This is a genomic window from Corynebacterium sp. ES2794-CONJ1, assembly GCF_025660615.1.
In the GTDB taxonomy this organism is placed as follows: domain Bacteria; phylum Actinomycetota; class Actinomycetes; order Mycobacteriales; family Mycobacteriaceae; genus Corynebacterium.
In genome coordinates this window covers 332,692-345,960 of sequence record NZ_JAOTIM010000003.1, presented here as the reverse complement: position 1 = coordinate 345,960, position 13,269 = coordinate 332,692, and the positions used below count along the sequence as shown (strand labels likewise).

Sequence of the window (13,269 nt, the reverse complement as noted above, 5' to 3'; positions counted from 1 at the left end):
GGGCAGGCCTTGCTGGGGCAGGGGCCTCGCCAATGACCACCACCGCAGCAACAACCACCACACACACTAGTTTTGCCACCGGTGGTGGTCTCCCACCACATGCGTATGCAACACTAACAGGTAAAAATCCCACCACTACCAGTACTCCTTATAGTGGTCTTGGAACCGGAGGGAGCATCGGTGACCGTGGAGCTTTAGGTGCAAACGCCCAAGATCATTCCTCCCTCAACTCCCGCTCGCGTTTATTAGGTTCCAAAAATGGGACTGGTTATATCGGTCACCGCACAACTGGTAGCCGCAACAGCACTACCTCAGGTGACGTGGCTCGTCGCGGTGGTGCGTTTGCCGACAATGGTCTCAACCAGCGGGGCACTCCTCGGGGTTCTTCTCCTGGTGTGCACGGGCCAGGGGGTACTGGTGGTGTGGGGTCGAACGGTCCGGATGGGTCGTCGGGGACTTCCCGCGGATTGAATTCCTCCGGTGGGGCGGGTTCGTCTCAGTCGGGTTCTCAAGGGCGTGGGTTTGTTCCGATGATGAATCAGGCCCAGCCTGGTGAGGATCAAGGGCGGAAGCAGAAGCGTCGGATTAGTAATCCGGTTGAGCGTGAGGGGAACCTTCGGGATCTTCTTGGTGATCCCCCGGTTGTGATCCCTAAGGTAATCGGTGAGTGGATCAGAGACGAGGACACCAACTAACACCACTCTAAAAGAGCACCACCCAAACGACATTTCCGAGCCCTATTCGTCTGCCGATAACAAACGCTGTCTGTAGTTTAAGGATACGCCAGCTTGAGGGTCTAGAGATCGTTACAGGAAATGTAGAGGTATGACCCTATATTTTATCCTGCGCACACTGAGGTTTTCACCGTCAGCTCTTATTTAACTTGAATGCAGAGTGCGGGCGAAAAACCTTAGTGCCCCAGCACCCTTGGGAAAAATCTAGGTATAGTGCGTTTGCAGCGAGCTGTGATATCGACGGTGTTTTATCCAGCAACTGCTAGAGCGCTTTCAACCCTATGGGATACCTCGTCGGTTTTCAGCCTAACCAGTATCGGACGCTGTGTATGCGTTGCTGTTAATTCAGGCGTCTACCATCTCACAAGTGGTATAGGCCGCCGCCATAGACCCTGCGAATCGGAGTCCGGCTGTCCAAGCCACGCCGCTTCCGTAGACCTCGCTAAGGAATGGGAAGGAGCGATGATCCATCAAATACGGTTACTATTTGGCGCAAGCGGTACTGAACATTTTTTTACTCAAGTGATCTCAAATCAAAAGTTATCCATGCAGTGCGAAGCCTATGCAGTCTACTCACAGAATCACATGGGACTGGAACATTTGTTGAGTACGGACGCACCATCTAAAGGGTATGAGAGCTTCGAAGCTTCTATCTACCAGCGATATCTAACTGGAGTTTCTAAACAACAACATGCAGATAATAAGGGGTTGCAGTCCTACAAGCGTGACGAGTTTGTGGGAAGTGCAGTTGAATCTCCCAGGGTCTTGAGTCTAATTTCGACAGCGATCAGGACCGACTTTTTTCCGAATATATATACAAGCTACACGGTGTCTGGAAGGCCCCCTAGATCGAATTGGGTTCTTTTCGGTAATGTGAATGCAGGCATTCTCGCCTGCATGAGCAGTTGTGCCAGCGCAGGGGATGTGGAGCTCGGGCGACACCACCTGGCGAACACTACCTTCGAATCGGGTTCGAGAAAGTTCTCAACATGAGACACTATGGTTCGGCAGCGATTTCGTGCTCAAGGTGGGGCCGTGGTGCAGGAGTTTATTGCCGCTGAGCATTATGTGGGCCGATCATCTAGGCACGGCACTAACAACAAAATGAGACGTGCAACTACATGGAGAGTTTCTAACTTGCTATGCAACTGGCCTTGAAATACTTAAACGTTGGCGAAAACCTCGGGGAATCTAAAGTTTCATATTTTGTCCGCAAACCGTCTAATAACGATGCCCTGGTAACACTGCCACTAGACGGGCAAGAAAAAGAGGCAGTCGGTAGATTTCCACCGGCTGCCTCGTAGATCCCTATCCGCACTCTTTAGTATTCGCGGAATTGTACCCCGTACGGGATTTGAACCCGTGTTACCGGCGTGAGAGGCCGGCGTCCTAGGCCACTAGACGAACGGGGCATAGAACTAAGTGGATAAAACCACTTGCTGGCCTACCAGGACTCGAACCTAGAACGAGGGTACCAGAAACCCTTGTGTTGCCAATTACACCATAGGCCAATGCTGCTGCGCTTGAAAGCTGTTTCCGTGCGCAATGCAACGAAATGATATTTAACCAGTTACACCTCTCGAAAGCAAATCGCGAGCTAGGCGACTAGATCTTCTGGCTCTATTTCGACTTACTGCTGAGGAAATTCCAGATATAGCCCGGCAGGGATGGATCGAGTATCCACTTATGCGGTTGTCCATCGATCCGAATATGCTGCGTCTCAGCAGTACATCCACGATAAATATAACGCTCCCCATTCCCAAAGCGGTCGACGTCGGGAGTAGATTGTGAACAGCCGTTGCGTACCGCCTCAAAGTCGGCGGCGAAACGTGGCGCATAATAGTAGGCGCCGTGCCGTTTACCCCCCTCATAGGAAATGATTTGGTCCTCTGAGGAGTGCACGAAAAGCCCGGGCATCGGAGAACGCACGCAGCCGTCTAGAGTGGGAAAGTAGAAGGCGGCGGAGACCGTGGCAATCGCGGCGAAAGTTTCCGGCATCTTACACCCTAGGGCTGCCGCCATTCCCCCACCATTGCTGAAGCCCGCAGCGTAGACACGGTTGCGGTCGATTTTATAGTCGCGATCGATCTGCTCAAGGATTGCTCGTATGAAATCCATATCCTCTGAAGCCGTGGCTTTAGCGTAGGGAGCCCCCTCCCACGCACTGTCAAGCCCTTGGGGGTAAATCGCGATGGCTTCCTCCCAAGCTTTGGTATTAGCGAAGCCAGAATGTTTAACAAAGGCCTCTGCACCTTCTTTCCACCCGTGAAAGGCGAAAAGCACTGGAGCGGGAGCGGGATTGTCTAAATTGTACTGAGAGCCTATATGGACGATATATCGCCTGGTAATACCACTATCATCTCGCATTTCTACACTTTGCTGCATACCTGGAGCCACCGGAGGAACAGGGTTGTAGCTAAGATCCTCACCGTAACGAGCTACGTTTCGAGACAGAATATCCGCGCGCTCTTCGACAGCAGCTAGTTGGGGTTCCAAGAATTCTTCGACTCTCGGGGTCACCGCGTCGAGATGCAGCGGATCGGGTTGTGTGGAGCTGAGATCGTGCAGCGGGAATGCTATGAGTGAGCCGGCCAATGCTCCTATTAGAGCGCTAGTAACAAGACCACTCTTGGAGTGCGTCCGATGCCTTCGACGATTTATCATGATAGCTCTCAGTTTAACGGGATAAATGGGATTTCTGAGTATTCATCTCCGTTTGTTAGAATCGTGTTACGTTCTCAGGGCGGGGTGAAACTCCCCACCGGCGGTAAGACTTATATGAGTCGAGCCCGCGAGCGCCACTTTCCTTGGAGGTGGGTCAGCAGATCTGGTGCAACTCCAGAGCCGACGGTTATAGTCCGGATGAAAGAGAGCAGAAGTTAGCTGCAGCTAAAGACTGTCGATGGTTGCTCAACAAAGCAACCATACCGGCCTCGGCGCGTGGTTTCTTTTCAGCTCTGGTTATGAAGACTAAAAGAGAACCGCTCGTGAGGGCTCTTTCTTTATATCCAGCGCTCTAAGGAGAATGCTTCGCTTTTCACCTTGAGGATTTGCGTATTCCTACTACCTTCTGGAGTTTTATCGTGAATCTTCTCACTACCCTTCTTGATGCCACCCTCGTTATCGGCGGCGTCCCCATTTTATGGCGCGAAATCATCGGTAACGCCTTTGGTCTTGCCTCAGCAATCGGAGGCATGCGCCGAGTTGTGTGGGCCTGGCCTGTCGGTATTATCGGCAATCTGCTACTGTTTACTGTTTTTCTTGGGGGAGTCTTTCACACTCCACAAAACCTCGATCTCTACGGCCAAGCAGGGCGCCAGGTTATGTTCCTCATTGTCAGCGTATACGGGTGGTGGAACTGGTCGAAGGCGAAACGCCGCGGCATAAGGGAGGCTTCAGGGACTAATCCCAGCCGTTCAATTATCAGCGAACCCCACGATGAAGCAGCTGCAGTGGAACCACGGTGGGCCACTAATAAGGAGCGCCTCGGTCTAGTGGTCGCCGCTGTTGTTCTGACTGCTACTCTCGCCTGGGTCTTCTCGGCTCTGGGATCGTGGGGGCCTTTGGCCGACGCATGGATTTTCACCGGTTCGCTTCTCGCTACGTACGGCATGGCTCGTGGCTGGACTGAATTCTGGCTAATCTGGATCGGGGTTGACATCGTAGGTGTACCACTATTGCTAAGCGCAGGCTACTACCCGTCAGCCATCCTGTATATCATCTACGGCATTTTCGTTATCTGGGGCTTCTTTGTATGGATGCGAGTGCAACGAAATGCTGCGCGATCTCCGCTAGCTTCGGCTGAAGTTTAACCAACAAGACCCCTTAAACCTCATATCGGTTAAGGGGTCTTGTTATCGGGCAGCGGGTCCTGGCTCAGACTAGTTGACTATTTGGAACGGAGTCTGCTCCAAGGCACGACGAAGTCTAAACAGAGTGGAATCCTTACCGAGCAATTCCATGGACTCGAAAAGTGGCGGTGAAATGGCCTCTCCAGAGATCCCTACTCGCAGTGCTCCGTAGGCAATACGCGGCTTGAGTCCAAGTTCTTCGATTAGGGCCGTCGATAGCGCCTTTTCAATCTCAGGAGTTGTCCAATCAGCTATCGCTTCTAAGGCCGCAATACCGGCGCGAAGTGGTTCGAGGGCAGCCTCTTTGAGGTTCTTTCGTGCAGATTTTTCATCCAAGATGAGATCTTCATCGGCCGTAACCAAGAATTTTAATAACTGCCAGGCGTCTGAGAGCGTCTTGATGCGAGTCTGCACTAATTCTGCAGCAAGGGCGAACTTCTGCTTCGGGTAGTCCGCGGGGAAATCGTAATACCGCTCTAAGTAGTCGCGTAGCCGATGCGTGAAATCATCGAGCGGAAGCAAGCGAATATGATCGGCGTTGATTGCTTCGAGCTTCTTTTGGTCAAAGCGAGCTGGGTTTGCAAGAACATCAGTGACCTCGAAATTCTCCACGAGCTCCGTCACACTGAAAATATCGCGCTCCGAGGAGAGCGACCAACCCAGCAACGCTAAATAGTTCAGCATTCCTTCAGGAATAATGCCCTTATCGCGGTGGTGAAAGAGGTTAGATTCGGGATCGCGCTTGGACAACTTCTTATTGCCCTCCCCCATAACAAAAGGCAGGTGGCCAAAGGTGGGAGTGTGCTTGGCAACACCTATCTCCTTGAGGGCCTCATATAAGGCAAGCTGGCGCGGAGTTGAGGGCAGAAGGTCCTCGCCACGCAAGACGTGAGTGACGCCCATCAGGGCATCGTCTACGGGGTTGACCAGTGTGTACAGCGGAGCACCGTTAGATCGGGCAACTACGAAATCGGGCTGGGTTTGACGTTTGAACTCGATGTCCCCGCGCACTAGATCGGACCAACGCCAATCATTCTCAGGCATCCGTAACCGCCACACTGGCTGGCGGCCTTCAGCCTCAAACGCGGCGATCTGCTCCGCGCTCAGATCACGATCGAAGTTATCGTAGCCCAATTTCGGATCGCGACCAGCCTGCTTGTGACGTTCTTCTACTTCTTGAGCGGTTGAGTAGGCGGGGTATACCCATCCTGACTCTTTAAGTTTTTCCAGCACATCCTGATAGATCTCCATACGCTGCGATTGCCGGTACGGGGCGTCGGGACCGCCGATATTGACGCCTTCGTCCCAGTTAATTCCTAGCCACTCGAGAGAATCAATAATCGCCTGATATGATTCCTCGGAATCGCGGGCGGCATCAGTATCCTCGATGCGGAAGATCAGCTTTCCCCCCGTATGGCGAGCGTAAGCCCAATTGAAGAGGGCGGTGCGCACCATGCCTACATGGGGGGTGCCAGTTGGTGATGGACAGAATCGTACGCGTACTTCAGACATGGTTACTTAGTGTAGTTCATCGACACGTAGATATGCCTCTTGGAATCTATCAGGCGCTAGAAAAGGTGAAGCTTCAAGATTCCAGAACTTATTAGCGCACAGATTTTTAGTCGAAGATAACGTGCTTAGTCATGCCCTACTAGTCGAATCCTGGTTGATACGTGGGTCATACTTGGGTCATACTTGGGGAGACCATAGGTAGGTTCCACAATTGTCAGTCACTCTGCACGCATTCACACCGGTTTTCCTAGCAGAATTCGCCCGCGGCAATCTCTAGCCTTTGCAAGGGGCCTGGTTGAGAAGCTCTTTGATTATTTAGTTCACATACGAGGAGATCTGGGAGCTAGTCGAGACTGTGCCCGTGCTACACGACACTCGTGAGCAAGCTGCATAATCTCTGCGAACACTACGTGGAGATATAGCCTTATTCAATCGTGACAGAGAGTTCTTAAACAAATCCAGACAAGGTGTGCTGCGAATAGCAACAAACATTATTCAGAGAGCTATATTCGTCCAACATAAAGACCACTGCTTCCTATCCGCACGGCACAACACTAAGAATCTTTTCCGCTCCATACTCTAAACCTTCCTGCTAATCAAAACCCGAGGTGACCTCTATGGAGAAGATGCAGGCAGCTCGTTAGGGCCTACTCGTTATCGTTTCGCCAGCTATATATTTCAGCCGCCGCGGACAGTAGGAAACTATCGGCACCGTCCTAAGAAAAATCAAAAATTATGATCAATTGGGGCACCATGGCCCACAACTTCTCTCTTGAGGTCTGCTGTGGTCAATAAGTTTAGGCCCTGACACCCCGTCCAATACCCTGCCCGATAAAGCCGTGACGAGATACCTGTGATCAACCGGCGAGACTATCTATACCCATGTGCCCGACGAGGAGAATATATGTCTCCCTGGCGCTTTCTCCCAAAGGTACACCGCCCTTAAGTCCCTAGCTTCGTTACTGACGATATAGCGTCACTTTGAGAGATTAGGCGAGAGATTAGGCGATTTTGAAGTTGTCTATACGCCTGCACGAACGCGTAGGCGCTGGTGGGTGGGGTCACGAAGGTAGTGCGATCGTTGCGAGATCAGGGCTTCTCATGGATGCTTGAAATGTCTTCGCTACTCTGGCGACGTTCTGGAAGGCGTTGATATTGGCAGTTTCACCATTATGCTTGACATCACGTTACGGAAGGCTGGAAGGGTAAGCACTATGCACACGAGAACCATTGGAGAGGTCGCGGAACTCTACCAACTGACCAAGCGGACTCTCCACCACTGGGATGATATCGGGCTTCTCTCCCCTTGCACCCGGTCATGGCAAGGTCATCGCCTTTACAGCAATGATGATATCTCGCGTCTGCAGACCATCATTATCTTCCGCACCATCGGAATGAGCTTAAAAGAAATTTCGGCGCTGCTCGATAGTGATGATTACCCCCATAATCTGCGGCCATATCTCCACCAGCAGCGAGCCTACGTGGAACAGCAAATCGTTTCACTGCACGCAATGCTCGGTGAGATTGACGCACTATTGTCCAAGGAGACACCCGTGAGCGAAACCGATGTGAACCAAGCCCTAGCCCCATTATGCTGCCCACCAGGTTGTTGCGACCCCGCAACCTGTGATGATCAGCAGTGCTGCCCTCCTGGAGCAACAGCTGATAGTCCTTGCTGCTGCGCCGACGGTGCAAAATCGGAGCTACCGGTAGTGGAAGACACGCATGATCGCTGCTGTTCTTCTGACAAGAAAGCTGCCGAATAAAAAATTGGCCTAAGCGATATATATCGTTTAGGCCAATTTTTTATGCCCGTTCTACTGGGTTAGCAAGTTTTCCCAAGCCTGGAATCTCGATTTCGATGCGATCACCTGGAACCATTTCCGCGGTACCAGCTGGAGAACCAGTGAAGATAATATCGCCTGGCAATAACGTCATAGAGGCCGTAATAAACTCGATGATCTCCCCGATATCCATAATCATCTCCCGCGAATTTGAATTCTGCTTCGTAACAGTCTCACCCTCATGAGTTAAGTAGGCCCTAATCGGTACGTCCTCAGTATCAATGGCGTCGAGATCGGTCTCAATCCATGGGCCGATGGGTGCAAATGTATCGATACCCTTTGCCCTCGCCCACTGGTGATCGGAAAATTGCAACGAACGAGAGGATACGTCGTTGACGATGGTATAGCCAAGCACAACCTGCCTCCAGTTATTGGCACTGACATTTTTGCACGGCTTTGCAATGACGAGCCCTAATTCACCTTCAAATTCCACGTTGTGGGCGAAATCGGGAATCCTGATGGGCGCCTCAGGCCCCACTACTGCGGTCGGCGGCTTGAGAAACAGGGTGGGTGGTAACTCTTCGGATGTTTTTCCAAATAGTTCCCTAACGTGGTCGGCATAGTTACGGCCCACTGCCACAATCTTGCTCGGCAGCATCGGCGCAAGAACCTTGACCTCCTCCAACGGATACTCTTTACCGCTATAACGGGGAGAAGTAAAAGGGGTACCCTCAATAACCCGACACCACTGCTTGTCATCGCGAGACTCAACAGTGCAGAAAAACATTCCATCTGGGGTAGCTATTCGTCCAAATCGCATAAACAGAGATTCTAACCTAGAATATTGCGCGCTACCCCATCAAACCTTTGGCGGTTGCAGCCGGTAGATGAGCTTGTTGGGCGAGAAATAACTCTGCGCAGGCTAGAGCGTCGGTCAATGCGTTATGGTTGCCATAATCAGGAAGACCGTAGCGCCGACGCACTACGGCTAGTCTCAGGTCTTCCCCCCGCGGATAGGTTCCCATGCGCTCCATATGGCCTCGCTCGATCTGAAAGGTATCAACCGTATCGAAGGAAAAGCTCGCGGCGAAGTATTTCTTTGTCGCCCGATTGAGAAATTGGGTTTCTAGGGCGGTGAAGTGATTGAGCATCAATCGTCCGTGCATAGCGAACACAAGCCTTCTTATAGCATCGGGTTCGTTCAGCCCGTGCGCCACTTCATCGTCAGTCAGATGGTGAATGGTGGCGGAGGATCCTACTAGGTGACCACGCACTAATTCATAGCCTGCGCTCGACATATCTATGGTTGGCCCATTGACAGCTACCCAACCGATCGCGAGGATATTGTCCGTATGAGGATTCAGACCCGTTGTTTCCATATCCACAGCTAGAAGCTTCAGCTCAGCAAGCTGAGCATCTAGACTTGGGATGCCAGAGTCTAAAAATGCTTGATACTCTGCAGTTATTTGAGGTCTTTTTAAGAAACGAAACATGCCTATCGACTCCTGCTAGATGGTGCGCACGGGATATGTGGTGGCCAGTGCTGTTTGCATGCTCTTGATAATGCCGAAGGCATCCCTTAAGTGTTCGCGGTCCATTTTCCCCAAGAGTATGGGATCGATGTGGTAATCAGGATGTAGTCCGCCGCGAATCTGCTTTCCTTGATGCTTAAAAGTCAACGAGTTAAGAAAATCAAAGGAGTCGATCAGATCCTGGGCACCCTGGGCGCTGACGACTCCGTGCTCGTGCGATACCTTTAGCCGGTCACGAGTGGAGATCTCACTGACACCGGCAGTGATTGCGTAAAGTCTTGCCATTTGCACAATAGCCGCTATTCCGCCCTTTTTAATGTCCAGGGTGTGCCGGTATTCACCGTCACGTTCGAGCACAAATCCACGAAAAAAACCTAGGGGAGGTTCTCGACGCGCTGCAAGGGCCGCCAAGTGTGCGTGAAGGCGTCGTGCCTTATGCGCCATTTGATAGGCGGTTCGGCGAACCATATGCTCGAGTTCCGTCTGACCAAAAAGAGAGCGCATATCGAAGAAGGTCTGGACGTAGAGGAGGGAGTCTGGTTCGGGGGCGGTGATCCACCGGTGAAAGGAAGTAATCCACTCGTCTTCTGTCATTCGCCACGTTGGGTTGGAGACCATCATATCTCCGGGGCACAGGGGTTGGCCGGCGGCTGCAAGATGCCGGCTTGTATAATCACCAAGTGCTTGAAAGTAGTCGCCATGGAGTTTTTCCTCATAGCTATTATCTAGGATCAAAGCATTATCTTGGTCAGAAGCAAATCCCATCTCACGGCGTCCCTGGGAACCTGGTGTGATAAAAGAGAACGGAACGGGTGCCGGGCCCAGATGCTCAATAGCCATCGATATAATATGGCGGCCGAGGGCGTCGGCAGACACATTCATCACGCTGGAGATTTCTCCTGGGGAGGAACCCCGTTCAATAAAGCGCAACGCCACCTCACTAGCAGAGGTGTGAACCTCTTGAAGCTGCTCAGTGGTGTATTTATTCTTAAGATCCGCAAGTAGATAAATCGGGTCTGATTGCAGCAATCGCATAATGTCGGGGGAACTGACGATACCAGCCAAAGTTGTGCCATCAAGGACAGGCAGGTGGTGTATGGAAAATTCGGTCATCATGAGCATGGCCTCAAAAGCTTGTGCCGTCGTAGCGATAGTGACCACATTGGTGCTCATGATCGTGGAGAGCGGCTGACTTACGTCAAGAGCGTTGGCTACTACCTTTTTTCGAAAGTCTCGGTCGGTCACGATCCCTACGAGCTGAGAGTCCTCAAGAATAATAAGAGAGGACACATTGGTCTTGTGCATCCTGATGGCGGCATCTTGAATACTGGTCGTAGGGGATGCTGTCGTGGGGTTTGCCACCATGAAATCAGAAATAGAGCGACGCAAAAGGTCTGTTGCAGCTCCTTGACGCAAAGTCGTGGCGGTGGCGTGGATGCGGCGAGTGTGCGAGGCGAAATAGCGAGCAAAAGCCTCGTCGTGATTAGCTATTCGCCTAAAGCTGGCCTCAGGAATGAGATAAAGAAGACTGTCTTCACACGCTTCGAATGAGTACTTTAGGCTCTCGCCGCTGATGAGGCTGGAATACCCGAAGGAACGGCCAGATTCGCGCCGATCTACGAGGATATTGTCTCGATCGAGAACGTCGACGGCTCCCTGGCGGACGAGGTAAAGAGTGGTATTGGCATCACCAATATTCTTAATTCGCTTGCCGCGGCGAACGTAACTGATCGCGAGTTCAGTAGCGAGCACACTGAGGATTTCGCTGGGGAGTTGGGCATAAGGCGCTTGAGTGGAGAGAAAAGCGGTGACTTCTACTGATTCAACTGTCATCTTCCCCACTTTAGTGCGTGAAGCAGAAGTATGTATCCCCTAAGGATAGGGATCTGTGAGACTATCTCCCCCGCTTTGTGGGTAGAATTCAATTCTCGGCTCTAATTCGGGAATAGAGATATACACAGATGAAGAAGATGTGACGCATTTTACCCAGCGCGAGCAGACGCACATCAACCCTCGTGCGAAGATACGCACCTGCACCTACTGGCTCGAGATAGCAAAGCCTACTGAAATAAAAATCGCGGCAGCCTCGACCCCCGTGTTCGAAGCTGCCGCAACTCGCTCCCCATATGGCCCTTTAATCTGAGCGCTCCCCTCAGGCGGGCTACCTTATCCCATTCCTATCCGAGATCAAGTTGGAAGGCTACAGCCCCCAAGTCAGCTGCGATTGATTCCACGACATCATCGTCGACGGGGCGATCCACTCGCAAAATCAAGACGGCTTTATCACCAGAGGACTCTGTGGTCAAAGCTGCGGCCACAATATTGACCCCATAATTGCCCAGAGCAGTACCGACACGCCCCAATGCACCAGGTGTATCGGCATAATTGAAGAATAGGTTAGTGCCTTTAGCTCGCAGATCGATGCCGCGGCCATTGATGCGCACGATTTTTTCTTCGCGGTCGAGCCCCGTGAGGGCACCAATCAGTGAAATCCGAGAGCCGTCAGCTGCAATCGCCGTGACATCTAATACCGAGCGATGCGATACCGACTCGGAACGCGTACTCACCTCCAAAGACACTCCCCGTTCTTTGGCAATCATCGGTGCATTCACGAATGTGACTTGCTCATTGACAATCCCAGCAAAGAGGCCACGCAGTGCCGAGAGGCCAAGAACTTCCACATCCTCGGTGGACAATTCACCGCGAGCTTGCACCTCTAAGCGGATTGGGGCTTGTGCCAACATATGGCTGACGGTCAGGCCGAGCTTACGCGCTAGTTCGAGCCACAGGGCTACTTCTTCACCCACTTGACCCGCAGCCACATTCACCGCATCAGGGACAAATTCGCCGGCTAAGGCTCGCAGGCAAGAGGCCGCCACATCGGTACCAGCACGATCTTGTGCCTCAACAGTCGACGCTCCCAAATGAGGGGTAACTACCACTTCATCGAGGTCAAATAGCGGAGAATCGGTGCACGGTTCAGTGGCGAATACGTCAAAACCAGCACCCCTGATGCGCCCACTGCGTATCGCCTCAGCTAGAGCGTGTTCGTCAACCAATCCCCCTCGCGCTGCGTTGATAATAATCTGCCCGGGCTTAGCGTGAGCGAGCAGTTCAGCGTCGAACATTCCCGCGGTCTCCGGAGTCTTGGGTAGGTGAATCGTTATAAAATCAGATTGCTCAACCACCTCCACCAAAGACAGCAGCTCCACGCCTAATTGGCCTGCACGCGCCGGGTTCGCATAAGGATCAAAGGCGATAATTCGGGCCCCGAACGCCGTGAGACGTTGCGCGAATAACTGTCCGATATGGCCAAAGCCGATAATGCCAATCGTTTTACCGTAGATTTCTACACCGTTAAAGGACGAGCGTTTCCACTTACCGCGGCGCAGCGTTGAATCAGCCGCCGGAATTTGACGAGCTGTGGCTAGTAGTAGCGAAATTGCATGCTCGCACGCCGAGTGGATATTTGAGGTGGGTGCATTGGCGACCATAATTCCCAGCTCTGTGGCTGCCTGGATATCGACGTTGTCCAGCCCCACGCCCGCGCGACCTACAATCTTTAGACGAGGTGCCGCCTGCAAAACCTCTCGGTCTACCGTAGTCGCGGAACGTACTAACAGCGCGTCAGCCTCTGCAACTGCTGCCATCAATGCCTCACGATTGGGGCCATCAACCCAGCGAACCTCAACCTCATCTCCAAGCGCATCAACAGTTGACTGCGCCAATTTATCAGCAATTAAAACTACGGGGCGATGTGAAACGCTCACGTTGTATATTCTCCTTGACAGGTGGGTTTGGCCGGATGAAATATCACCCATAGGCTCTTAGTGACGGTCAATACTGATATTGACTA

8 protein-coding genes, 2 tRNA genes, 1 pseudogene and 1 riboswitch are annotated in these 13,269 nt (G+C 52.2%); of the genes and pseudogenes, 3 read left to right on the top strand and 8 right to left on the bottom strand.

Annotated features, from left to right (window positions below; translation table 11 throughout):
* Nucleotides 1–695: pseudogene (locus tag N7326_RS05745) on the top strand (hypothetical protein); the annotation flags it as partial.
* Between the two features lie 1,378 nt (nucleotides 696–2,073).
* Here the strand turns inward: N7326_RS05745 and N7326_RS05740 are convergent.
* The 3 genes from N7326_RS05740 to N7326_RS05730 all read right to left on the bottom strand — a co-directional run bounded on the left by N7326_RS05740 (nucleotide 2,074) and on the right by N7326_RS05730 (nucleotide 3,329).
* Nucleotides 2,074–2,146 (bottom strand) — tRNA-Glu (locus N7326_RS05740).
* 27 nt (nucleotides 2,147–2,173) lie between these two features.
* Nucleotides 2,174–2,245: transfer RNA gene (locus N7326_RS05735), tRNA-Gln, on the bottom strand.
* A 109-nt stretch (nucleotides 2,246–2,354) separates the two neighbouring features.
* The gene (locus N7326_RS05730; RefSeq protein ID WP_259158360.1) at nucleotides 2,355–3,329 is read right to left on the bottom strand and encodes an alpha/beta hydrolase family esterase; all 975 of its coding nucleotides are present in this window, start codon (nucleotides 3,327–3,329) and stop codon (nucleotides 2,355–2,357) included.
* A 135-nt stretch (nucleotides 3,330–3,464) separates the two neighbouring features.
* A riboswitch (FMN riboswitch) is annotated at nucleotides 3,465–3,612 on the top strand.
* Between the two features lie 205 nt (nucleotides 3,613–3,817).
* Here N7326_RS05730 and N7326_RS05725 point away from each other — a divergent pair.
* Nucleotides 3,818–4,546 (top strand): nicotinamide mononucleotide transporter family protein, encoded by a 729-nt coding sequence (locus tag N7326_RS05725; protein WP_259078430.1) that lies wholly within the window; start codon nucleotides 3,818–3,820, stop codon nucleotides 4,544–4,546.
* Between the two features lie 69 nt (nucleotides 4,547–4,615).
* Here the strand turns inward: N7326_RS05725 and gltX are convergent, their stop codons facing one another.
* A complete protein-coding gene (gene gltX / locus N7326_RS05720) occupies nucleotides 4,616–6,097 on the bottom strand; it encodes a glutamate--tRNA ligase (protein WP_259077820.1) in 1,482 nt (493 codons plus the stop codon).
* 1,214 nt (nucleotides 6,098–7,311) lie between these two features.
* On the opposite strand from gltX, the gene N7326_RS05715 reads away from it, so the two are divergent.
* A complete protein-coding gene (locus N7326_RS05715) occupies nucleotides 7,312–7,863 on the top strand; it encodes a MerR family transcriptional regulator (RefSeq protein ID WP_263088293.1) in 552 nt (183 codons plus the stop codon).
* Nucleotides 7,864–7,903: 40 nt separating this feature from the next.
* Here the strand turns inward: N7326_RS05715 and N7326_RS05710 are convergent, their stop codons facing one another.
* The 4 genes from N7326_RS05710 to serA all read right to left on the bottom strand — a co-directional run bounded on the left by N7326_RS05710 (nucleotide 7,904) and on the right by serA (nucleotide 13,183).
* A complete protein-coding gene (locus tag N7326_RS05710) occupies nucleotides 7,904–8,701 on the bottom strand; it encodes a fumarylacetoacetate hydrolase family protein (protein ID WP_259077824.1) in 798 nt (265 codons plus the stop codon).
* Nucleotides 8,702–8,732: 31 nt separating this feature from the next.
* Nucleotides 8,733–9,374 (bottom strand): exonuclease domain-containing protein, encoded by a 642-nt coding sequence (locus N7326_RS05705; RefSeq protein WP_259077827.1) that lies wholly within the window; start codon nucleotides 9,372–9,374, stop codon nucleotides 8,733–8,735.
* 15 nt (nucleotides 9,375–9,389) lie between these two features.
* Nucleotides 9,390–11,246, bottom strand: coding sequence for a putative nucleotidyltransferase substrate binding domain-containing protein (locus N7326_RS05700; protein ID WP_263088292.1), 1,857 nt, complete (start codon nucleotides 11,244–11,246; stop codon nucleotides 9,390–9,392).
* 344 nt (nucleotides 11,247–11,590) lie between these two features.
* A complete protein-coding gene (gene serA, locus N7326_RS05695; protein ID WP_259077830.1) occupies nucleotides 11,591–13,183 on the bottom strand; it encodes a phosphoglycerate dehydrogenase in 1,593 nt (530 codons plus the stop codon).
* Between the last annotated feature and the right edge of the window lie 86 nt (nucleotides 13,184–13,269).